At 58.8% G+C, this 23,733-nt stretch carries 20 protein-coding genes; 8 read left to right on the top strand and 12 right to left on the bottom strand.

Annotated features, from left to right (window positions below; all coding sequences use genetic code 11):
• Positions 1-3 precede the first annotated feature (3 nt).
• The 7 genes from C0398_07915 to C0398_07885 all read left to right on the top strand — a co-directional run bounded on the left by C0398_07915 (position 4) and on the right by C0398_07885 (position 8,060).
• Positions 4-1,008 carry a rod shape-determining protein gene (locus C0398_07915; protein MBA4365905.1) on the top strand — a complete coding sequence of 335 codons (1,005 nt, stop codon included), beginning with the start codon at positions 4-6 and terminating at the stop codon, positions 1,006-1,008.
• 3 nt (positions 1,009-1,011) lie between these two features.
• Positions 1,012-1,845 carry a hypothetical protein gene (locus tag C0398_07910; GenBank protein MBA4365904.1) on the top strand — a complete coding sequence of 278 codons (834 nt, stop codon included), beginning with the start codon at positions 1,012-1,014 and terminating at the stop codon, positions 1,843-1,845.
• 324 nt (positions 1,846-2,169) lie between these two features.
• Positions 2,170-4,098, top strand: coding sequence for a penicillin-binding protein 2 (gene mrdA / locus C0398_07905; GenBank protein ID MBA4365903.1), 1,929 nt, complete (start codon positions 2,170-2,172; stop codon positions 4,096-4,098).
• Complete coding sequence (locus C0398_07900; protein ID MBA4365902.1) at positions 4,085-4,714, top strand: hypothetical protein; 630 nt, start codon at positions 4,085-4,087, stop codon at positions 4,712-4,714. Before mrdA ends, C0398_07900 begins: the two co-directional genes overlap by 14 nt.
• 9 nt (positions 4,715-4,723) lie before the next feature.
• Positions 4,724-5,833 (top strand): rod shape-determining protein RodA, encoded by a 1,110-nt coding sequence (locus tag C0398_07895; GenBank protein ID MBA4365901.1) that lies wholly within the window; start codon positions 4,724-4,726, stop codon positions 5,831-5,833.
• A 1-nt stretch (position 5,834) separates the two neighbouring features.
• Positions 5,835-7,682 carry a B12-binding domain-containing radical SAM protein gene (locus C0398_07890; protein ID MBA4365900.1) on the top strand — a complete coding sequence of 616 codons (1,848 nt, stop codon included), beginning with the start codon at positions 5,835-5,837 and terminating at the stop codon, positions 7,680-7,682.
• 54 nt (positions 7,683-7,736) lie between these two features.
• Positions 7,737-8,060, top strand: coding sequence for a hypothetical protein (locus tag C0398_07885; protein ID MBA4365899.1), 324 nt, complete (start codon positions 7,737-7,739; stop codon positions 8,058-8,060).
• On the opposite strand, the gene C0398_07880 is transcribed toward C0398_07885, so the two are convergent.
• The 9 genes from C0398_07880 to C0398_07840 form a co-directional block, all read right to left on the bottom strand.
• Positions 8,050-9,051 carry a hypothetical protein gene (locus C0398_07880; GenBank protein ID MBA4365898.1) on the bottom strand — a complete coding sequence of 334 codons (1,002 nt, stop codon included), beginning with the start codon at positions 9,049-9,051 and terminating at the stop codon, positions 8,050-8,052. The genes C0398_07885 and C0398_07880 overlap by 11 nt on opposite strands.
• Positions 9,048-9,416 carry a 30S ribosome-binding factor RbfA gene (gene rbfA, locus C0398_07875; GenBank protein ID MBA4365897.1) on the bottom strand — a complete coding sequence of 123 codons (369 nt, stop codon included), beginning with the start codon at positions 9,414-9,416 and terminating at the stop codon, positions 9,048-9,050. The genes C0398_07880 and rbfA overlap by 4 nt, the downstream gene beginning before the upstream one ends.
• A 44-nt stretch (positions 9,417-9,460) precedes the next feature.
• Complete coding sequence (locus C0398_07870; GenBank protein MBA4365896.1) at positions 9,461-11,116, bottom strand: arginine--tRNA ligase; 1,656 nt, start codon at positions 11,114-11,116, stop codon at positions 9,461-9,463.
• 4 nt (positions 11,117-11,120) lie between these two features.
• On the bottom strand, positions 11,121-12,572 hold the full coding sequence (locus C0398_07865; protein MBA4365895.1) for a glycine dehydrogenase (aminomethyl-transferring): 1,452 nt from the start codon (positions 12,570-12,572) through the stop codon (positions 11,121-11,123).
• A gap of 11 nt (positions 12,573-12,583) precedes the next feature.
• A complete protein-coding gene (locus C0398_07860; GenBank protein ID MBA4365894.1) occupies positions 12,584-13,957 on the bottom strand; it encodes an aminomethyl-transferring glycine dehydrogenase in 1,374 nt (457 codons plus the stop codon).
• A complete protein-coding gene (gene gcvH, locus C0398_07855) occupies positions 13,935-14,315 on the bottom strand; it encodes a glycine cleavage system protein H (protein MBA4365893.1) in 381 nt (126 codons plus the stop codon). The genes C0398_07860 and gcvH overlap by 23 nt, the downstream gene beginning before the upstream one ends.
• A gap of 98 nt (positions 14,316-14,413) precedes the next feature.
• Positions 14,414-15,322, bottom strand: coding sequence for a ribosomal RNA small subunit methyltransferase A (gene rsmA, locus C0398_07850; GenBank protein ID MBA4365892.1), 909 nt, complete (start codon positions 15,320-15,322; stop codon positions 14,414-14,416).
• Complete coding sequence (locus tag C0398_07845; GenBank protein MBA4365891.1) at positions 15,270-16,130, bottom strand: hypothetical protein; 861 nt, start codon at positions 16,128-16,130, stop codon at positions 15,270-15,272. The genes rsmA and C0398_07845 overlap by 53 nt, the downstream gene beginning before the upstream one ends.
• Entirely contained in the window at positions 16,127-16,870 is a 744-nt protein-coding gene (locus C0398_07840; protein MBA4365890.1) for a hypothetical protein, read from the bottom strand. Before C0398_07840 ends, C0398_07845 begins: the two co-directional genes overlap by 4 nt.
• 213 nt (positions 16,871-17,083) lie before the next feature.
• On the opposite strand from C0398_07840, the gene C0398_07835 reads away from it, so the two are divergent.
• Complete coding sequence (locus C0398_07835) at positions 17,084-18,142, top strand: redox-regulated ATPase YchF (protein ID MBA4365889.1); 1,059 nt, start codon at positions 17,084-17,086, stop codon at positions 18,140-18,142.
• 56 nt (positions 18,143-18,198) lie between these two features.
• Here the strand turns inward: C0398_07835 and C0398_07830 are convergent, their stop codons facing one another.
• The 3 genes from C0398_07830 to C0398_07820 are packed head-to-tail and all read right to left on the bottom strand — an operon-like array spanning position 18,199 to position 23,623.
• On the bottom strand, positions 18,199-19,353 hold the full coding sequence (locus C0398_07830; protein ID MBA4365888.1) for a coproporphyrinogen III oxidase: 1,155 nt from the start codon (positions 19,351-19,353) through the stop codon (positions 18,199-18,201).
• On the bottom strand, positions 19,337-21,142 hold the full coding sequence (gene lepA, locus C0398_07825; protein ID MBA4365887.1) for an elongation factor 4: 1,806 nt from the start codon (positions 21,140-21,142) through the stop codon (positions 19,337-19,339). Before lepA ends, C0398_07830 begins: the two co-directional genes overlap by 17 nt.
• Before the next feature lie 9 nt (positions 21,143-21,151).
• A complete protein-coding gene (locus tag C0398_07820; GenBank protein MBA4365886.1) occupies positions 21,152-23,623 on the bottom strand; it encodes an ATP-dependent Clp protease ATP-binding subunit ClpC in 2,472 nt (823 codons plus the stop codon).
• Positions 23,624-23,733 lie beyond the last annotated feature (110 nt).

The raw sequence follows: 23,733 nt of genomic DNA, 5'->3' as shown, positions 1-23,733 counted from the left end.
TTCGTGGCATTTTTCTCTAGAGACCTGGCAATAGACCTTGGTACTGCAAACACGGTTGTATATGTCAAGAACAAAGGTGTCGTCATCCGCGAGCCTACCATCGTGGCGACCGATGCCAAGACCGGGACTGTGCTTGCCGTTGGCAACGACGCCAAGAAGATGGCGGGGCGCACGCCCCAGTCGATTACCGTGACACGTCCTCTGAGGGACGGTGTCATCGCAGACTTCACGGTAACAGAGAAGCTTCTTGAATACTTCATCCGAAAAGCCTCCGGAACAGGTCTCTTTGCCCGTCCACGTGTGCTTGTCGGCATCCCGTCCGGTATCACCCAAGTTGAGATGAAGGCGGTCATTGACGCAGCCCTCAACGCTGGTGCGCGAGAGGCAAAGCTTATCCAGGAACCCATGGCAGCCGCCATCGGCGCCGACCTCCCCGTCGCTGACGCCCGCGGAGTCATGATCGTCGATGTCGGCGGCGGTACCGCCGAGGTGGCGGTCATCTCGATGAAGGGTATCGTCACATCGCGATCACTGCGCATTGCAGGCGACGAGATGACAGAAGCCATCGCAACGCATATCCGCCGCCGCTACAACCTGCTCATCGGAGATGTGACGGCCGAGGAAGTCAAACTCGCCATTGGTTCGGCATATCCGCTCGAAAGCGAGAAGACCTATGAAGTACGGGGCAGAGACCTGATCAATGGCCTGCCAAAGTCGGTCGAAGTCACGAGCGAGGAGATTCGCGACGCACTCAAGGAACCTTTGGAGCAGATTCTCGCGACGATCAAGTCGGCACTCGAGCTGACCCCGCCCGAACTCTCGGCGGACATCATCGATAGCGGCATCATGCTGTCGGGCGGTGGCGCGCTGATCATGGGCTTTGACAAGTTCATCTCCACCCGTACGGGCATTCTCGTCACCATCGCAGAGGATCCGTTGCAGTGTGTCGCCAAGGGCGCAGGCAAGGTCCTCGAAAACTACGATTTGCTGCACGAGGTTCTGATATAGCGAATGCCCGGTCCGGTACGGAAGCCTACCCGCAGGTCCACCAGCCTTCTGTTCATAGCGCTGTTCCTTGCGCTGGCAACCATCATCGGACTGGCGTCCTATGGGGTTACGCTTGGAAGCCTTGCACTCAGCGGAGTCCAACGCGTTGCCCGGACGCTTGGCAGGGCTGTCTCCGCAGCAACTGACAGTGTGGCTGCATATGGGCACGCCCTGGCGTTTGCCCGAGGTGTCTACGCTGAGAACGAGGCGCTCCGCAGCGAGAACCAGTATCTCGATGCTCGACTTCGTCTCGCTCTCGGCGATCACGACGAACTGAAACAGCTGCAAGCGCAGCTGTCGGTCCAACAACAGTTGCCGGTCAAGAGTGTCCTTGCCCAGGTGACGGGAAGAGCAATGGGTATGCGCTCTCTGGATGTGTTCATAGACCACGGAACAGCCCTCGGGGTAACCGACGGCGCCGGAGTGTTTGTCGCAGACTTCACCGGCCAAGCCTACGTGTATGGCAAGGTCCGGGGCGCCTTCACATCCACTGCCACAGTGATCCCGCTGCTCGACAGCAGGTGCGTCATCTCCGGCATCAACCGCCGAACCGGGGAGGATGTGCTCATCAAGGGCACCGACGGAGAGTACTGTGAACTGTCATACATCTCACCACTGCCCCAGTTCCAGGCGGGTGACATCGTCGTCACTTCCAGCAGCTCAGCAACCTTTCCTCCCAACATCCCTATCGGCAGAGTGGATACATTGACCAGCGACACCGCGACACGGCTCGTCCTGCGCCCGTTTGCAGCCGTCTGGGCGACACGCTACCTTCTGGTCACACAGGGCTCGAAATGAACCTGAAACGGCAGTATGCCATCCTGGCAGGGGTTCTGTCCATGGAAGCATTCGTGTTTGCCTTGTTCTGCAGCGTTGCGTTGCATGCCCCGGGCGCGGGAGCCTTCGGCTTCCTCGTGGCGGCGGCCATCGTCTTCTATTACAGCGTACGTCATCCCACTCCCTTCGGCGTTGCTGCCGGACTCTTCAACACACTCCTTCTTTCATATTTCAGCCAGTCGCGGGGGCTGCCGACTGCCCTGCTGCTTCTGCTCGTCACGGGCACCTCGCCCTACATCGAGCAGCTTGCACCTGGTCTGGCTCGCATAGCCTTCACGGGCGCCTATGCGGTCGTGGCAATCCTTCTCGCCCTCTTCGCCAGAGGCAGTGCTGCTCCCGGTCTCGTGGCCCTCTTCTGGTATTTCGTCGCGGCAGCCGTCACGGGGCTCGCGGGGTCCCGCTACCTCCTCAGGCGTTCGCCACTCGAGCAGAGTCATGGATAAGCTACAACAGTACCGGCAAACTCGGCGATTCCTTGCGGTTACCGTTGTCTTCACGCTGATCTTGCTGGGTATCATCGCCCGCCTCTACTTTCTGCAGGTCGTCAAGGGCACCTACTATGCAGGAGTCGCGGAAGACAACCGTCTTCGCATCATCAGTACGGCAGGCCCACGGGGCGAAATCCGCGACAGGAACGGGATCGTTCTCGCAACCGACGTCCCCTCGTTCGACATCGTCGTGACAACCTACGACCTCGAGAACGCTGACCAGGAGTTGGGCATCGTAGCCCAATTGACAGGCACGAAGCTTCAGACTCTCAAGGGCATCGTGAAAGAGGCCGGCGTCGGGCCGTTCACGCCCATCACCGTCGCTCGCAACGTCAGCAAACCCGTTGCATTGAAGCTTGCGGAACAGGAACCAGACCTGCCTGGCATCCAGCTCGTCATGTCGACCAGGAGATCATATCCCCAGGGAACATTGGCGGCACATGTCCTCGGATATACCGGTGAAATAGGCGAAACTGAACTCGAAAAGCTGCGAGCTGACGGCTATGTCATGAAGGACACGATCGGCAAGGAAGGCGTCGAGCTGCAATACGAGTCACTGCTGCGCGGCCAGAAGAGTCAAAAACTCATCGAAGTGGATGCCGGCGGCAAAGCCGTGAAAACGCTGCAGGAGAAGCCCGCTGCACCTGGAAAGAGTATCATCCTGACCATCGATGCCCGTCTGCAGAAGACGTGCGAAGAGCTTCTTGGTAGCAACCAGGGTGCCGCGATCATGATGGACCCACGCAACGGAGACCTCCTCGCATTGGCAAGCGCGCCCACGTTCGACCCGAACAAGTTCATCTCCGGGATCTCCACCGAAGACTGGAAGGCGTGGTCCGTCAAAGGGTCTCTGTTCAACCGGGCCATTGCAGGTTCATTCCCCCCGGCGAGCACGTTCAAGGTCGTCACCGGAACGGCGGGGCTGGAAACGCACACCATTACGGACCGAACCATCATTTACTGTGGTGGAGGGCTGGCGGTCGGAGGACGGCTGTTCAAGTGCTGGATCTGGCCAGGTGGCCATGGCAACGAAGATATCTACAGGGCCTATGCCGACTCCTGCGACAGCTACTTCTTCACCGTTGCCCGCCTGGTTGGTATCGAGACACTGGCCACCTACGCGCGCAGATTTGGCATCGACAAGCCCACCGGCATCGATCTTCCTGGCGAGAGGACCGGTTTCTACCCGACACCAGAGTGGAAGCTCGACAGGTACAACGAACCATGGTACGAAGGAGATACGATGAACATGGGCATCGGCCAGGGATACATGCTGGAAACGCCTATCCGCAACATCTCCATCTTCAGTTCGATCGCGATGAACGGGACTCTTTGGCGCCCTCACTTCCTGAAGGCTTCGGTCGACCCCATCACCAAAGCGGAGACGCTGACGACACCTGTCGTTCAGGACACACTCGGCATAAGCGTGGCCACGCTGGCGACCGTGAAGAAAGGCCTCAATCTCGTTTCGAAGACTGGCGGAATGACACGCATTCAAGTCGGGGGCATCGAGGTCTGCGCAAAAACCGGTACGGCCGAAACCGGTACGCTGAATCTGTACCATACATGGCTGGTAGCATTCGCACCGATGGACAATCCCCAGGTAGCGGTCCTTCTCATGTTCGAGAACTCGCCCTACGAGCGCAGTACCAGTATGGCTCCACTCGTTCACCGCATGTTGCAGCAGTACTTTGATCTGTACGGAGGGGAAAATGTCAGCAACTAGTCCGACAAACACCGTCGTGTTCAAGGGGAACCAAACGGAAATCCTGGCTCTCGTCAATCCCAAGGCAACGTGGAAGGAAGCCTCGCACGTGCTCGTTGTCCAAGCAGCCGCCCAGCATCAGATCCTTCCTCAGCTCAAGCTCAGGGTCGACCTGCAAAACCGGGCTTGCGGCCTCAAGACGCTGACCAAGCTGGAAAAGGATCTGCGGAAGGTCGTGGGCGACAACCTGGGCATCACCAACTACCGCATACGGGAATCGAAGAAGAGCACCCCTCCACCTGAGACAGCCTTGATCATCGCTCGTGACCTCATCAGAGGCGAAGTCATTCAGACGACCAAGGATGTCGTCGTGGTCGGCTCCGTTCTCGAGGGATCACGCGTCGAGACCATGCGTTCCTGTTTCGTGTTCGGCGCCATCAGGGGAACCGTCTTGGCTGGCACCCAGGGGACTTCGGATGCGATCATCACGTGCCTCGAGGTCGCTGGTGGCACTTCACTTTCGATCGGCAAGGCAAGCGCCGTCCTTCATCTGGCCCCGGCTGGCATGCGCGGTCATTACTACGTGGCGAGCGCCACTCAAGGCCGGCTGAACGTCGAAACACGCTTTCTGGAGTAGCAACGCCCTGTGAAGCCCCATCGCCTTCCGCTCGTCTTCATCACAAGCGTCGTGCTCCTCATCGGGTTCGGCTTGGCGACGTTCTATGCCGCAAGCCTTGCAGAGCGGTACACGCTTGGGCACTTCGGCAGTTTCTACTCCTATTTTCTGAAGACGCTCCTGCTGCTTGGCCTCAGTGTGGCCATTGCAGTCATGCTGCAATTCGTGAACTACCGGGTTTTCCGGTTTCTCACGATCCCGGTTTACGTCATTCAGACAGGGCTGCTGGTGGCAGTGCTGTTCGTCGGGCGCGGCATGTACGGTTCACGGCGCTGGATCCCTGTCATTGGGTCATTTGGCCTTCAGCCGAGTGAGATACAGAAGCTGGTCATCATCCTTGTCGTCGCGTTCATCCTGACGCTCCCCGAGAAGAAGCTCAACACGGGCCTGAAAATTCTCCTTGTCGTGGCCGCTGTCGTGCCATCCGTTCTTCTGGTCATGAAGCAACCGGACCTGGGATCCGCGAGCCTCCTGCTCGGGATCTCTGTCGTCATGCTGGCTCATTTCCGGCTCACCGGCCGCCAGCTGCTGGTTCTGGGACTGGTCCTGGCACTTGCAGCAGGCGGTGTGTGGCTCAGCCTCAGGCCATATCAGCGTACACGCATCGAGACCTTCCTGAATCCACAGGCAGACCCGCTCGGTGATGGCTACAACGTCATCCAGTCGATCGTAGCCACCGGATCAGGCGGCATCTGGGGTCGTGGCATCAAAGGAAGCACCCAGGCGCCTCTTTCGTTTGTGCCTGTCCAGTATGCCGACTTCGTCTTCTCTCTCGTCGGAGAGCTGTTTGGGTTTGCCGGCAGTGCGCTGCTCGTTCTTCTCTTCGTCATGCTCCTCTGGTCAACGTTTCTCATTGTTCGATCGCTGACCGATGATTTCGCTCGCTACATCGTCATAGGCATAGGAGCCATGTGGTTTCTGCAAGCTGCCGTGAACATGGGCATGACCATCGGGCTGTCGCCCGTCACCGGCATCCCACTGCCGTTTATCAGCTATGGCGGATCCTCCCTGCTCACGCAGGTTGCGGCCGCCTCGATCGTCGTGAGCGTCTACCGCACCCGCGACGAACTGAGGTTCTAGCATGGATATGCACTCTCTCGAACGCTTCGAAGGCCCGTCTCGATATGCAGGAAATGAGCTCAATGCCGTCCACAAGGACTGGGAGGGTCGCTTTCGGGTCGCGCTCAGCTACCCGGACCTCTACGAGGTCGGCATGTCGTCTCACGGCATCCAGATCCTCTATCACTTTCTCAACGCCATCGACAGTGTCGTCGTGGAACGCGCGTTCGCCCCGTTCCACGATCTGGAGGCCTGGCTCAGAGAGCACGAGGTTCCCTTGTTCTCTCTCGAAAGCCGCCAGCCGCTGGGCTCGTTCGATGTCATTGCCTTCAGCCTCGGTACGGAACTCGTCTATACGAACCTGCTCAACATGCTTGACCTGGCCGGGCTCCCCGTACGGTCGGAGGATCGAACCGAGTGGCCGATCGTCATTGCCGGCGGCAGCTGCACGTTCAACCCCGAACCCATGTCCGACTTCGTGGACGCATTCTGTATCGGCGATGGCGAAGACCTCCTGCCGGAAATCGTGCGGAATCTTGCAGCGTCGCGCGCAACCGGAGCAAGCCGTCACGATGCGCTGGAAACACTGGCGCGCGGCGTCGAGGGTGTCTATGTCCCATCCCTGTACAAAACACGCTCTGCCCTTGGCGGTGCGCCATACGTTGTCGCCGAACCCATCTTATCGGGAGTCCCGGCGACCGTGCGCAAGCGCGTTGTCGAGAGCCTCGACGACGCATTTGCTCCGGTCAGCCCTATTGTCCCGTATCGTGAGCTCGTCCATGACCGGGGCGTCATCGAACTGTTCCGTGGATGTGTGCGAGGCTGTCGCTTCTGCGAAGCCGGCATCTCCTATCGCCCCACCCGGGAGCGATCACTGGCATCCATCCAGAAGCAGCTTGAGCAGCTCGTCGCCAACACCGGCTACGAAGAAGTTGGATTGCTGTCTCTGAGCAGCACGGACTACAGTGATCTGCCGGGGCTGGTCAGACTCGTGCGCGTGTACAGAGAAGAGCACAAGGTGGCCATTTCGTTCCCGTCACTCCGTATGGACAACTTCCCCGGCTATCTCGCAGACGAGATCAAGCAGACACGCGAAGGTTCGTTGACGTTTGCCATCGAAGCTGGCAGCCAGCGCCTCCGCGACGTCATCAACAAGAACATCACGGAAGAATCGATCTTTGAAACGCTGCGGACCGTCTTTGGCAAGGGCTGGCATCTCGTCAAGTTCTACTTCATGTTCGGCCTTCCGACTGAGACGGAGCAGGACCTCGATGCCATGGTTGACCTGGTGAGCCGCATCACCACGTTTGGCAAAGGTTTCCGCAGGGACATCGCCATCAATCTCAGCATCAACCCGTTCGTGCCTCGCCCTGATACGCCGTTTCAATGGTGTGCCCAGAATACGCCTGAGGTGTACGATGCCAAGATCGATCACCTCCGCAAAGGCTTCAGAGCCTTCAAGGGCAAGCTCCATATCGATTTTGGCGATCCGCGCATCGCCTTCCTCGAGGGATTTCTCAGCCGGGGCGACCGCAGAGTCGGTCAGGTCATCGAGACAGCCTGGAAGAACGGGGCGACATTCGACGCCTGGCGCGAGTCTTTCAGGTTTGATGTGTGGCGGCAGGCCATTGCCGCCTCAGGCCTCGACCCCGCTGACTTCCTGTATCGCAGTATTCCTCTGCAGAGTGAACTACCCTGGCAAATCATCGATGCCGGGGTTTCGACAGACTTCCTCCGGGAGGACTACCTGTCGGCAGAGAAGGGCGAGCGTCTCCCGACGTGCCGTGACACAGGTTGCCATGCATGCGGCATCCAGGAGTATCTGAATCCCTGCCCCACCTCAGCGCTCATGAGCGTCAAAAACCCTTGACACAGCTTCGCCATCAGGTAGCATGCTGATATCCTAGTGTGGGGGTGGACGACCGTGGAGCAGCAGTCGAGTGGAACCGTCAACAACGATCTGGTCTTTGGAATTCTGTGCTATCTGGGTATCCTCTGGCTCATCCCGCTTCTTTCCAATAAGAAGAACGAGTTCTTCCGCCTGCATCTGGCGCAAGGACTCGTTGTGCTGATCCTGGAAGTCATCCTCGCAGTTCTGGGCCGCATTCCACTGATCAGGTTCGTGGCCGGCTGGTTCTGGTTCCTGCCAGGGCTCATTTCTGTACTTGCAATCATCAAGATGCTCACCGGCGAGACCATGTACCACGTGCCGGTGGTCTACGACATCAGCACAAGTTTCAAATTCTAGAAGGCCCCAGGTACCTGTCCAGCTCCGCGAGAATGCGCACTTCGGCTTCGCCGAGGTCACTCGTGATGGTGCAGCCGGCGGCGAGCAAGTGACCGCCGCCGCCAAACGCGGTTGCTATGCGCTTGACGTCGAACCCGTACTTCCCGCGGAAGCTGACCTTGACCGAGCCATCTGATGCCTCTTTGAACAGCACGACCGCTCTTGTTCCTGCAATTCGCCGCAATTCGTCTGTGATGCCTTCCGTGTCCTCATCCAGCGCGCCCGAGTCCTCAAGCATGGTCCGCGTCACGTAGGATACGACCACCTGCCCGCCATACATGAGGCGCGAGACTGCCACGGAAGCAGCCATGAGTCGTACGCTTCCGTATGGTTTGGATTCGTAGATGCTACGGGAGATCTCATCGGGTGACGCGCCCAGTTCGACCAGCTGAGCTCCGTGCACCAGGGACAGAGCCCTCGTATTGGCGTACTGGAATGACCCGGTGTCCGCAACCAGACCGGTATAGAGCGCGGATGCGATCCTGGCGTCGATAAGCTGGGGGTCGATCACGTTGAACAGGTCGAACAGAACCTCGCAGCACGAACTGGCCGAACCGTCGATGGCGAACACCTCGCCAAAGCCTGTATTCGTATCGTGGTGGTCGATCACCAGACGCTCTGCCCCGGAGAGAAACAGAGATTTCCACTCACCCAGACGGTCGACATCGGCGGCATCTGCGCTGAGACACGTCACATGCGCGGCGCTAATATGAGCCGTGGCCTGGATAGCGGGCATGGTGTTCAGCAGTTCATCTGTTGCAAGAAACCGGTAGACACTCTGGATCTTGCCAGGAACAAACGCATGAACACTCTTGCCCATTGCCTGCAGATACAGCGTAAGCGCCACCACGGAGCCCAGAGCATCGCCGTCGGCAAACTCGTGGGTGAACAGAAAGACATCACTCGCATCGCGAATCCTCGATGCAATGACGTCGAGACCAGCGCCCCTCATGAATCCGCGGGATCCTTCTTCTCGTTCTTCTCGAGCTCAGTGAGCAGTTCGACAACCTGAGTCCCCTTCACGAACCCTTGATCGAAATGGAACGAAAGAAGGGGGGTGAAACGCATCGAGACATCCGTCGCCAGCCTCTGCTGAAACTTGCCCGAGGCCCTGGACAGGGCTGCCATGAGGGCCTTCTGATGACTCTCGTCATTCGACAGACTCGAAACGTAAACCTTCGCCAAGCGCGTATCGTTCGACAGCTCGATGTGAGTCACCGTCAAGAGTCGCAGGTCGGGGTCGTCCATCATGATCAGCTGACCCTCGACGCTACGACGTATGAACGCTTCAAGCCGCAGTCTACGGATATTCTTCATGCATACCTCACTTCGTGCTCACCGCACAGACGCGGGGAGCTCAATTACATTGATTCGGGGAGAGTGACGCCCAGAACGTGGGCATACGCCTGCAGGAGACGCTGTGAGACCAGCACGAGCAGCATGCGGGCCTGTGCCAGGCCTGCGTCTTCCTGGATGACCTTTTCTTTTTGATAGAATGCGTTGACCGACTTGGCAAGCTCACTTGCGAGATACAGGATCCGATGGGGTTGTCTCGTCCTTGCGGCATCATCGACCTCATCCTGCGCTTTCAGCAGGCACTTCACCAATTCACGGTCCTCAGAAGTCTTCAGCCGCGAAACGTCAACCTGGCTTGCCACGGAAGGGACGACAGCTCCGATACCACGTGCCTGACGCTCCACGCTGCAAAGCCTGGCATAGGTGTATTTGAGATAGTATGCCGGGTTGTCGAGTGAGTTCTCCTTGGCAACCTCAAGGTCGAACTCCAGCTCAGAGTCGGCCGACGAAAGGAGGAAGAAAACGCGCGCCTGGTCCTTGCCCACCTCACGTACGAGGTCGGCCAGCTCGATGATCTCGCCTGTCTGTTTGGAGAGGACGACACGCTGCCTACCGCGCAGGAAGTGCACGATCTGGTAGATGATGACCTCCAGGAAGTCATCGGGCAGTCCGAGACTCTTCATGAGGGCCTGCATGGGGACGATATGCCCGATATGATCCGCGCCAAAGACATCAATGCTCTTGATATACCCGCGATGGAACTTGTTGAAGTGGTAGGCCGCGTCAGTGAGTGTGTAAGTCGGCTCTCCATCACGCCGTACAAGCACCCTGTCCTTGTCGTCGCCGAAATCGGTCGAGCGCAGCCAGACGGCATCGTCCTTCTCATAGACGACACCTCGATCCCGGAACTGCTGAAGAACGCGATCATTCCATCCGTTCTCGATGAGATACCGTTCCGAGAACCAGGTGTCGAACGAGACTCCCATTTCTTCAAGTGCCTGGCGAATCGATGCCAGCACAAGGGTCTTCCCGTCCTCTTCTATGGCAGCAAGGCGCTGTTCTTCAAGCATAGAACGCAGCTCCGACCCTTGTCGATCATAAATGGCCTGGGCCAGGTCCGGCACATATGCCCCATGGTACCCTTCATCAGGCATGGCATGCTCCAGCCCCATCATCGGAAAGAGGTAGTGCGCTATCGACTCCGTGAAGAGCTTCATCTTCGACCCATAGTCGTTGACGTAGTACTCGCGATCCACATCATATCCCTGGGTCTCCAGAAGGGTGGCGAGCACCGATCCGAGCGCTGCTCCACGGCCGTTGCCCACGTGCAGGGGTCCTGTCGGGTTGGCACTCACGAACTCCACCTCGATCTTCTGGCCGTTCCCCGCCTTCTGGAGCAGCATGGCGGGATCTGTACCAAGCATGGAACTCAGTTGACCGGCCACAAACGAATCCGAAAGCTGAATATTGATGTAGCCGGGGGCGACTGCCTCCGCGAGTCCTGCGCAGGCCATGCCTGCGACAGCAGGCTGCAGTGCCTCTGCTATGGCAACGGGTGCCTTGTGCCGCGTCTTGGCCAGTTTCATGGGAAGCGAAAGCGTGTAGTCCAGAAAACCGGGGCGGGACAGCGAGCAGAGCGCAAGAGGGGCCTCCTCCGCAGAGAGGAGGTCCCCGAGCGCAAGACTGACCTGCCGGTCTATTGTCTCACGTAGGTTCAGCACTCAGTCAACTTCCTTTCTTGTCACGATGACTCGTGACCAGGTGGCGAGCTGCGTACGTCGAATCGACGCGGGTGACCACGGTATCGTGTGGAGCAGAGAGCAGGAGGTCCGGATGCTCTTTCGCTTCCTGGCTGATCTTGATGAGGGCGTCGCAGAACAAGTCCATCGTCTCCTTACTCTCGCTCTCGGTCGGCTCGACCATCATGACCTCTTCTGCATACGGTGGGAAGTGCGGGAAGTAGATCGTCGGGGGATGATATCCATAGTCCATGAGACGCTTGGCGATGTCGAGCAGGGTGACACCATACTTGTCGTAGCCCTTCGCACTCAGAACCGTTTCGTGCATGACAGGCCTGTCGTAGGCGGGCGGGAAGTACGGGCTCAGCAGTGCCTTGACGTAGTTCGCGTTGATGACTGCCGCCCGGCTTGCCGCCAGAAGACCGTCCCGGCCCATCATCTTGATGTACACGTAGGCGCGGGCGAGTACGGCGGTATTGCCATAGAACCCGGACACGCGGCCGATTGTATGCGGTCTATCCTCATCCAGGGCATACTGACCGTCCCTGCATACGACAAGGGGAATCGGCAGATAGTCGGCCAGGAATTCCTTGACGCCCACAGGGGCAGCACCCGGACCTCCGCCGCCGTGCGGCGTGGAGAATGTCTTGTGGAGGTTCAGGTGAATCACATCGAACCCCAGGTCGCCCGGACGGATGAGCCCCATGAGAGCATTGAGGTTTGCCCCGTCATAGTACAGAAGACCTCCACGGGCATGCACGAGTTCGGCAATCTGCGTGACGTTCTCCTCAAACAGGCCCACGGTGTTCGGGTTGGTCAGCATGATGGCCGCCACCGTACCATCCATGAGCTTGTCCAACGCATCCATGTCGACCCCGCCTCGCTCGTTGGAGGGCACGGTCACGACCTCGAATCCCGCCATCGATGCCGATGCAGGATTCGTCCCGTGGGCAGAATCGGGGATCAGTACTTTCGTACGGCCGGCATCGTGGTCACGCATCCAGGCATGGATGATGAGCATGCCAGTGAGCTCGCCATGGGCGCCACAAGCGGGCTGAAGTGTGAAGTCGTCCATACCCGTGATCTCCCGCAGAGACTCCTTCAGCTCGAACTCCATTTGCAGGACGCCCTGGTTGTCCATGGCGTCATCCAGCGGGTGACGCACGGTGAGCCTTGGATCAGCGGCCATTCGCTCGTTGATCTTGGGGTTATACTTCATCGTGCACGACCCGAGGGGATAGAAACCGGTATCAACGCCGTAGTTGGTCCTGGCCAGATTCGTGAAATGGCGCACGAGGTCAAGTTCGCTGACCTGTGGCAACGGTTTCATCGCAGTGCGGGCAAACTCAGGGATGCACGTTTCGGCCGCAGCATGGTCCTCCTCGAAGCCAAACGAGAATGCTGACCGACCTGCCACGCTCTTCTCATAGAGGGTCATCTTCCACCACCTCAGCTCAATGCGCCGAGAACCTGCTCAAGGAGACTATCCTTGAGCATCTCGGTCGCGCAGACCAGATATGTGTGAGGCATCCCCTGAACGTCCGGGGCGACGCCACGAGCAAGAGCGAGCGGCGGGAACACCGGCAGGCCGGCCAGACGGGACCGCACATCTTCGGGAGCGATCGAACTGGCCACGACCACTTCGTTGAACACCGGACTCTGCTTGAAAACGCGGACGAAGTTCCCGGTGGCCTCCAGGCCCTTGATGAGCTTCTCCAGCTTCGCAACGTTCTCGCAGGCAAGTGCCCTGAATCCCGATTCACCCACGCTGCCGAGGTACACGGCCGCCGTCAGTGCGTTGAGCGCATGGTTCGAGCAGATGTTGGACGTCGCCTTCTCACGTCGAATGTCCTGCTCGCGAGCTCTCAATGTCATGACAAATGCCTGGCGACCCTTCGTGTCAATGGACTCACCGACGATTCGACCGGGGAAGTCACGGTTGTACTTCTTCAGGGTGGCAAAGACGCCAAGATGCGGACCGCCAAACGACATCGACATACCGAGCGACTGCCCCTCTCCAGCGACGACGTCTGCTCCTGTGCCGACACCATATTTCAGCAGTCCCAGCGCCATCGCTTCCGTGAAGGATTCGACAAACAGTGCGTCGTGGGCATGGACGGTCGTTCCGATAGCACCCAGGTCTTCGACGATGCCCAGGTAGTTTGGACTCTGGACGAGGACGGCGCTGCACGCCGAGGAAGACAGCTGTGACTCCAGGTCATCCATGGATACCTGCCCGTTGCCATCCATCCTGACGACATCGACCGCAATCCCATGTGGTTCCAGGTAGGTCCGGACCGTGGCCAGATAGTTCGGGTTGACCGTGGCAGCTACGAGCACGCGGTCCACCTTCTTGACGCGATGAGCCATCAGCATGGCCTCGGCGGTCGACGAGGCTCCATCGTACATCGAGCAGTTGGCCAATTCCATGTTGGTGAGTTCTACCATGAACGACTGAAATTCGAACAGGGACTGCAGCGTCCCCTGGCTTATCTCCGGCTGGTATGGCGTATATGCCGTGACGAAACCCGGAAGGGAGGCAAGGTGTGAAACGACGGCAGGAATGAAATGCATGTATGCCCCGGCACCCAGAAGAGAAGCCTTCCTGGGACCGGAATTCCGGGACATCATGGCGTCCCACTCCTCGACCATCTGATCCTCAGTCAATCCTTCGGGCAGATCGAGACCGCCTTCCACGCAAGCGTTGCCAAGAAAACATTTGACAATGTCGTCAAACTGCAAGCCGATCTTCTGCAGCATCGCCTGCTGCTCATCACCTGTCGCTGGGATGAACGAGAACCTATTCCTTTCTGTACTCTGCATAGTCGGTCGCACTCATCAATCCGTTCAGCTCATCCGGATTCGAAAGCTCGATCTTCGCCAGCCAGCCGGCGCCAAATGCATCACTGTTGATGAGTTCAGGCTTCGCTACAACTTCGTGGTTGACTTCGAGAACCTTGCCTGACACAGGAGAGTAGATGTCTGAGGCGGCCTTGACCGATTCGACGGAGGTCAGGATGTCTCCTGCCTTCAGTATCAAGCCGCGGGCGACGTCACCGACAAACACGACGTCCCCCAGCTTACCCTGGGCGTAGTCAGAGACTCCAACGACTGCAACGCCACCCTCGACGCGTACCCACTCGTCCGACTTCGCATAACGTGCATCGTTCTGAATCTTCATGATCGCATGCCTCCCGAAATGAGATGACGTAGCTTACCGGGAAATTCTACTCCCGATGGGGGAAAAGGCAACACGGCGAACGCTCTGGACGCAGTTGGTCAGCGTCGAGTCACCCGGGAGACCGCCCGAAACAAGTCGATGAACTCCGAGGGTGTGAGGACCTCCGGACGAAGCTGAGACGTCTCGGCGAACTCACCCGTCAGCGGGACGCCGAGTCGGCGGAAGAAGTCGGCCAGTTTCTTGCGCCTGTGCAGGAATGACTGCTGAACAAATCGCATGAATGGCGCGACTTCGGCATCCTCCAGTCCGCTTGGACGTCTGACGAACCCCAGTAAGGTCGAGCTGACCTCTGGACGTGGGAAGAACACCTCAGGCGAAAGCTCAAGCAGCCGCCTGATATCGAAGAACGTCTGGGCCACGACAGAGAGTGAGCTGTAGTCCCCGTTCCCGGAATGAGCGGCAAGGCGGGTTGCGAACTCCCGCTGGAACAGCAGGCAGGCTTGCCCGATACAGTCAGTTCGGATAAGCTTCAGGACGATCTCAGAGGACCGCAGATACGGGAGATTCCCCATCAGCACCAGGGTCTCACCCTCGTGTCCCAGAGCACACCAGTCTGCCTCCAGGGCGTCCTCATACCTCAGCTCAATACGCATCCGGAGAGGGTCATCGACCAGAAGGGCCTCATGGACCTTGCGAAGACGCTCGTCAATCTCGTAGGCAACCACGCGCTTGCCACGCTCCGCGAGAATCCCGGTCAGGGCAAGCGCCCCGGCACCGACCTCGACGAACACCACGTTCTCATCTGAAGGGAAGTGCGAGGCCATGGAAGCAAGGACGTTGCCGTCGACCAGGAAGTTCTGCCCGAAGCGTTTGGACAGGACAACACCCGTCCGTTTCAGCAAGTCGCGAAGGGCAGTTGGAGTGAGCGTGTTCACGTTGTGGACTTCCTCCTCGTCATGAGAGAACGAACACGCGAACCCAGCGCCTTCCCCACCTCGCTGTCTCATCAGACGAGTAGAAGAACACGTCGATGCGGTCGCCCCTGATGGCGCCGCCCGTGTCGCCGGCTATGGCGTACCCGTAGCCTTCCACATAGAGCTTGCTGCCGAGTGGTATGACCTTCGGGTCGACTGCCACCACACCATGCCCAGATTTCATCCCCGAGGCAGTCGTCCACGGATCGCCGTCCGTCTCCTGAACCGTCGGCGAATAGGCGGTGGCCTCCATATAGAACTCGTTCATCGCTCCACCGCGATAGGCGGACTTCCCGACAGCCAGTGCGTCTCCGGCGGGTGGCTCGAGCAGGGAGTCAGAAACCAGGACTCGCGATACCAGTCTGCCGTCCTCGTAGAGGAGGCGGAACGAACGCTCGCGCACCCCACCCGTGCCGGATGTCCACACGACCACCTGCCCCCTGACTGCGGACTGCTCGGGCACATACCGAATATCATACGGGACCCGTTCGCGTACAACGACCGTTCTCTCACTCACCTGGACAAGTCTCACTGGACCGAAAGCCCATGGCACGTCCCATGTTCCAGTAGAAGGCGACCCATCGCGCAACACCCCGATCATCTGCTGATTGGGCGTTACCAATTCGATGCCGCCGCCCACGCACTCCACCGCTACGGCTGCTCCCGAACCAAGAACAATACCTGCATCGCTGGCGATCTGCACAGCGTCCAGGGACGCTGCGTCAACCGCGCGAAGCCCCGGAGGGTTCATCGACACGGGCAATCGAGCCGACAGGAACACCGCTCCAGAGATGATGGCAGCCACAGCGACGGTCAGGTGCCGCGCGCGGCCGGTCCTCACTTCGATGAGGTCTTCTCCAGCAGCTCGCGTATGCGAGTAAGGTTTCGGTTGATCTCGCTGAGCACGGCCAATACGGCGCCGTCGCCCGCAAAATCGAACTGGTCGAACGAAGTTGTCGGAACCGCTCCAGACACGGACAAGTCCGGCACTGCCTGCGCGTCTGGCTGGCCAAGCTGGACGACGGCATCGATGAAGTACTCTTTGCGCGTGTCCTCATCAGCTTCCGTACTATTGACCTGGGAGATAAGAGACGCCCGCTGCAGGGCAGCCCGCTCTTCCGTGTCGCGCTCGCTGCCAAACACGGGGCTCAGGATGATCGTCGGAAAGGCATACCAGCTGTTGCCGCGGCCGGTCGTGAGTCCCATGTACTCACAGAACCCCATGAGTGTCGCAGGGCCAATCTGGAGGAACCTTCCCTGTTCGTCCACAAACACCAGGATGCTCGACGCGGTGCCGTGTACCGGCAGCTTCCGAGTGGCACCAATGGCAGCAGAAAGGCCCTGCCTCGCGAGCCTTACCCCTCTCGTCCAGCCAATCTGCTTCGAGAGCTCCGGGAACAGGCCCCCGAAATCGACATAGTCCTCGCTGCGGAGCAGGCGCGTAATGTACCACGCCTTGTCCGTCGCAAGCAGACCATAGGTCTTGTCGAGTTCACTGGAGTACGTCACCGTCTCCCTGTGACCAGCGACTATCTTGCGCTGCACAGCGCGCAGCGCTCCACGTACCGTCTTGATCTTCATCTGATAGGTTGTCTCCAGAGACGACAGTGTATGATGTCAGCCTCACGATGTCAATCGGTCGGTGCAGGAGGAATACACCTGACAACCCGTCCTTGCCAGGTTCCTGCTGTCCCACGAGGCCTGTTGCCTCCCGATCCTTGCAACACGTTTATGACTCAAGTATACTGAACAAGAGTCCGCAAGCATGAACGAGCGCATGAGAAGGAGCTGCCAATGAAGATTGGAATAATCGGTTTGCCTCAAACGGGCAAGACCACGCTGTTCGGAGCACTGACCAGAGGAACCACGCAGGTCTCACAGTCCAAGACGAATCTCGCCGCCGTTGGCGTCGGCGACACTGATCTGGACTATCTGGCCGACGTCTTCAAGCCCAAAAAGACGACGCCCGCCAGCGTCGAGTTTGCCGATGTTCCGGGCATTCCGTCCGGCCAGGAAAACGCTTCACGACGCAACGAACTGCTCAAAGACGTGAAGAACGTCGAGGCGCTGGTTGAGGTATTCGACGCATTCACGCAGGTGCCTTCCGCCACAAGCCTCAAGGATCAGATAGACAGCTTCGAACTGGACCTTGCCCTGGTAGACCTGGAAATCGTGGAACACCGGCTCGAACGCATGAAGAAGGAGAAAATGACGCCTCAGCTTGAACGGGAGAGGGACCTCCTCTCGAGTTCCCAGGTATGCCTTTCGGCCGGAAAGGGACTGCGCAGTCTCGGACTGACCGATGAAGACAAGAGGCTGCTCACTTCCTACGCGTTCATCACGCTGAAGCCGGTGATGTATGTCATCAACATCACGATGACAGACGAAACCGCCGCCAGAAACCTCGAGGCGGCTCTCACTGCTGCTGCAGGCCAGATAGACGCGACGGTCATGGTGCTGGATGCAAAACTGGAACGCGAGATCGCCGAACTTCCTGCCGCCGAACAACTCGAGTTCCTTCAGGAATTTGGCCTGTCCGGATCAGTCATCGACACGTTCATTGGCAGAGCATATCAGCTGCTCAAGCTCGAAACCTTCTACACGGCGGGAGAAGACGAGTGCAAGGCCTGGGTTATCGAAGCTGGCACGCACGCCCGTGGAGCTGCGGGGAAGATCCACACGGATATCGCGCGCGGGTTCATTGCGGCCGAAGTCATCTCGCTGGATGACTTCCGCAAAGCCGACAACTCCTTCAAGGTCGCCAAGGAGAAGGGGCTGCTGCGAATAGAGGGTGAGAGCTACGTCGTGAAGAACAAGGAGATCGCCCACTTCCGGTTCAACGTTTCTCACTGACAGGGGACGCTCGTTGCCACCAGCCCCGGCCATCAGGGCCGGGGCTTTCGCTGTCCTCAGATGAATGCCCCGGCCACGAGGTTGTTCAATTCGAGACCCTTCTGCGTGCACACAGCCCTGTCCTTCAGGACACTGATGAGTCCATCGTCCCTCAGCTGAGCAAGAGCGTCATGAAATATGATGCGCGCGTCTTCTCGAAACAGGTCGCCGAAGGCCGCGAAATCGAGGCCGGCGCCAGGCAGGCGCATGCGCAGCATAACATACTCGCCTTCCTGGAGATGACCCTCGAGCCGTTCTTCGCTGTCGAAAGGCAGCCTGCCGTCGAAAACGGCAGCGAAATACACTGCCATGTCGCTGACATTCGTCCATCTCCGGCCTGACACGAATCCAGACGCTCCCAGGCCGAGCCCGACGTAGTCGGTGAACAGCCAGTAGCCCAGATTGTGTTGCGAGGCGAAACCGGGGTGGGAGAAATTGGAGATCTCGTAGTGCTCGAACCCGCTCGCCGCAAGCAGGCTCCATCCCTCCCGCATCGTTCCCAGAACCGTGTCGTCGTCCGGCATCACCTCACGGCCGTCAGCTACGGACCTGGCCAACGGGGTGCCGGCAGACAGGGTCAGGTTATACCAGGAGATGTGCTCCGGAGAAAGCTCGATGGCGTGTCTCAACGAGGCAACCTCTTCACCGGGCAGAGAACCGGGAAGTCCATACATGAGGTCCAGAGACAGGTTATTGATCCCCGCCTCCCGCGCCTGCCGAAGTGCGCGTTCCGCCCCAGCCGAATCGTGCAGGCGTCCCAGTCTCTTCAGCGAGCAATCACTGAAGCTCTGGATGCCAACACTCAGGCGGTTGACACCCGCGCCGGCGTACGCCCGAATGCTCGAAACGTCGAGGCTGTCCGGATTGCTTTCCATGGTAATCTCGCAATCCGGCATTTCTGGCACAGCAGACCTCACCCCGTCGATCAGCCGCCGAAGCTGAAGGGGTTCCAGGAGGGAAGGGGTACCGCCACCAACGTAAATGGACCGCACACCAACGTCCTGCCGGCGCAATGGATCAACCCACAGTCTCCACTCGGAAAGCAAAGCATCCACATACTCGTCGGGAACACCCGTTGCGCCCCCCGTCGACAGGAAGTCACAATAGTTGCACCTTCTGCGACAGAAGGGAATGTGGAAATAGACGCCGACTGGTCTAGTCGTCCGACTCACGCTTGAGGATAGAGAGAAACGCCTCCTGGGGGATGCTCACCTTGCCGATCTGCTTCATTTTCTTCTTGCCCTCTTTCTGTTTCTCCAGAAGCTTCCGTTTTCGCGTGACGTCCCCACCATAGCACTTGGCCAGGACGTCCTTGCGCAGCTGGACGATGTTCTCGCGTGCTACGATCTTTCCCCCGATTGCGGCCTGCAACGCAACTTCGTACATCTGCCGGGGAACGTACTTGCGCAGCCGCTGCAACATCGACCTTGCGATGTGCTGGACTTCATCTTCATGCGCGATGAACGAGAGTGCGTCGACGGGCGTTCCGTTGACCAGGACATCGACCTTGGCGAGCCGTTCCTCGCGATACCCCGCCAGAACGTAGTCAAGCGTTCCATACCCCTTCGTGATGGACTTGAGCCGATCGAAGAAATCCGTGATGATCTCGGACAAGGGGAGTTCATATTCCAGGACCGCCCGCCGGCTCTCGGGGTAGGACATGTTGACATAGATGCCCCTGCGCTTGTTGGTGAGCTCCATGACGTCTCCGATAGCATCATGCGGTACGACAATCTCGGCTTTGACGAAGGGTTCCTCGATGCGTTCGATCTCTCCCAGCGGGGGGAACTTTGAAGGACTGTCGGCAAGAACCTCCTCTCCCGTATTGCGCTTGATAACACGATACCGCACATTTGGAACGGTGACGATAATGTCCTGGCCGTACTCCCGGCGGAGGCGCTCCGTGATGACCTCCAGATGCAGGAGACCGGAGAACCCGCACCGGAACCCAAAACCCAGGGCCCCCGACGACTCGGGCTCAAACGTGAGAGAAGCATCATTCAGCTGCAGCCGCTGCAGTGATGACTTGAGTCCGTCATAGTCATTTGCGTCGATGGGGTAGAGCCCGGCAAAAACCATCGGGAGCACCGGCCTGTACCCCGGTATGGGCTCTGCGGTCGGCCGGAGCGCGCCCGTCACGGTATCCCCGATATGGACCTCGGCAGGAACCCGGATCACCGCGGCAAAGTAGCCGACTTCCCCCGCCGTCAGCACATCTGCCACGACAGGCGTCAGCTCGAAGTAGCCTACTTCGACGACGTCGAACTCGTTGCCGGTGGCCATGAACCGGACACGGTCTCCCTTCTGGATGGTCCCTTCGAAAACCCTGATGTGAACGACCACGCCCTTGTAGGTATCAAAGTGCGAGTCAAACACGAGGCACTTGAGAGGAGCGTCGGCGTCGCCGGAAGGACTCGGAACCTTGTCTTCGATGACGCGAAGCAGCTCATCCACGCCGAGCCCGGTCTTTGCGCTGACAAGTGACGCGTCCGAGGCGTCGAATCCGATGATCTCCTCGATCTCCCGTTTCGTCTCGTCCACGTCGGCATTTGGCAAATCGATCTTGTTGACGGCAGTGATGATGGTGAGGTTGTGATTCAGCGCGAGGTAGGTATTGGCAACAGTCTGCGCCTCGACACCCTGTGTCGCGTCCACAACAAGCACCGCTCCTTCGCAGGCGGCTATGCTGCGCGAGACTTCGTAGGTGAAGTCGACATGGCCGGGCGTATCAATCAGATTGAACACCACGGGCGACCCGTCCCGCGCGGTATAGGTCAGGCGGATGGGATGTGCCTTGATCGTGATGCCACGTTCCTTCTCGAGGTCCATCTGATCCAGGACCTGATCACCCTTGTTCTTCAGGATGAAGCCGGCTCGCTCAAGAAAACGGTCAGCGAGGGTGGACTTGCCGTGATCGATATGGGCAATGATACAGAAATTGCGTATGCTTTTCGGGTTCATGACTCCAGCCTATTCTGCTGGCGCAGGCTCTCTCAGCGCTGACTCGAAGACCACCTTCTGGCCGTCGCTCGTCACGACGATGGTATCGCCGTGCTTGAACTCCCCTTCCAGGATCCGGTAGGACAGCTCGTTCTCCACTTCGTGCTGGATCAGCCTCAGCAGCGGCCGGGCTCCATACTCGGGGTTGAAGCCCTTGCGTGCAAGATACGACACGAGCTCGGGGCCGAACTGGAGGTGCATGTCCTCCTCCTCGATCTCCCTGGTTACCCGCTTCAGCAGGATCGCTACGATCTTCTCGATGTCCTCGACCGCCAATTGGTTGAACACGACGATCTCGTCGACCCGGTTCAGGAATTCCGGCTTGAAGCTGTGCTTGAGCTCATCCATCATGGACGCTGTGTGGGCTTCTGCCTCACCAGCCTCGCCGGGAAGCTTGAACCCGAGGCCACCCATCCGATTGAACCCGCCTCCAATGTTGCTCGTCATGATGATGACGGCGTTCCGGAAATCGACCGTCCTTCCACTCGAGTCGGTCAGACGTCCATCGTCCATAATCTGAAGCAGAATGTCGAAGACGTCCGGATGGGCTTTCTCGATCTCGTCGAACAGGACGATGCTGAATGGGCGACGCCTCACGGCCTCGGTCAATTGTCCACCCTCTTCGTATCCTACGTAGCCGGGAGGGGCTCCAACCAGGCGAGACACGGCGAACTTCTCCATGTACTCGCTCATGTCAAGGCGAATGAGCGACGACTCACTGCCAAACAGCTCCTCGGCCAGGGCACGTGCCAGCTCGGTCTTCCCTACGCCTGTCGGGCCAAGGAACAGGAACGACCCGATGGGCTTCGTCGGATGCTTCAGTCCCGCACGAGAACGCCTGAGAGCCTCTGCCATGAGCGCTACAGCCTGATCCTGCCCGACAACCCTGGTTCGGAGAGCGTCCTCGAGGTGCAGGAGCTTCGCTCGTTCGTCCTCAGCCAGCCGCTCGGCAGGAATGTTGGTCCACAGAGCCACAACGGCGCGAATGTCATCCGGGCTCACAACGGCTTCCCGTGCAGCCGATGCCAAAAACGCGCTGCCTTTCATCGTCTCGATCTTGTCGTGAACGTCCCGCTCCTGGTCTCGCAGACCCGCCGCCTTCTCGAACTCCTGGTTACGAATGGCGTCGTCCTTCTCGCGCTCGATCTTGTCGAGCTCGTCCTGCAGTTGACGGTATTCGTCGCTTGGAACGGTAGAAGCAAGCCTTACCTTGGCACTGGCCTCATCCATGAGGTCGACTGCCTTGTCCGGCAGGAACCGGCTCGTAATGTACTTCACGGAGAGCCTTACGGCAGCCTCGATGGCCGCGTCCGTAATGGTTACCTGATGGTGAGCCTCATATCTGTCACGTAGTCCCTTCAGGATTTCGATCGACTCGGGCAGGGTGGATTCGCTGACGACGATCGGCTGGAATCGGCGCTCGAGTGCCGGGTCTTTCTCGATGTATTTGTGGTACTCTCCAAGCGTGGTGGCCCCAATCGTCTGAAGCTCGCCTCTCGACAACGCCGGCTTGAGGATGTTGGCCGCATCGATGGAGCTTCCTTCTGCGGACCCAGCCCCGACAACGTTGTGCAGCTCGTCGATGAACAGAATGACAGTGTTGCCGGCCGTCTTCATCTCAGCCAGAAACTTCTTCATCCGGTCCTCGAACTCGCCACGGTATTTGGTCCCGGCCACAAGGCTTGGAATATCAAGCGAAATGACACGCTTGTTCTTGAGCAGTTCAGGCACTTCGCCCGCAACGATTTTCCGTGCCAGTCCCTCGACGATGGCCGTCTTGCCTACGCCGGGGTCACCGATGAGAACGGGGTTGTTCTTGGTTCGTCGCAACAGTATCTGAAGCAGCCTCTCAGTTTCCTTGTCACGGCCGATGACGGGGTCGAGCTTACCCTGACGAGCCATCTCTGTCAGATCACGACTGTACTGGTCGAGCGTCGGCGTCTTGGTGCGCTGCCGCGGCTGATGACCCGTGCGGGGGGACTCCGTCGTGTGCTCGGTCCCACGCAACGAGAGAACCGTGTTCACGAGCTTCGAAACATCGACACCTTCATCCTCCAGACTTCGCACACCCACACCGCCACCCTCGTGAACGATCGCAAGCAAGATGTGTTCCGTAGAGATATACCCGTCCCCAAGATTGATGGCCTCGCGCTCAGCCAGGTCCAAGACTTTCTTGGCCCTTGGCGTGAGGATGATCTCATCATTCCTGCCGAGGAAGTTGTTGTGCTTGACCCCTCGCACCTGATCGGAAACGTAGTCGACCAGTTTGTGAAGATCGATGCCGCTGGCTACCATAGCCTCATACGCTATGCCTTCTTCCAGCTTGGCAAGACCAATCAGGAGATGGTCGGTGTCGAGGAAGTCGTTACCCAGGGAGCTAGCCGACTCCTGTGCCATCCATACGGCCTTTTGAGCACGTTCTGTCAAGTTTGCCCAGTTCATGGAATAGTGCCTCCGTTCCCGGCGCTGCATCTGACGCCAACGAGGGCCGGACCCCCGCATATCTGTTGCTATGATAGTTTACAGCACCCATGGCTTTCGTCAAACACCCC

This window comes from Coprothermobacter sp. (assembly GCA_013824685.1).
Lineage (GTDB): Bacteria > Caldisericota > Caldisericia > Cryosericales > Cryosericaceae > Cryosericum.
Note: the sequence above shows the minus strand (reverse complement) of the source record. Positions and strands in the feature narration are given on the sequence as shown.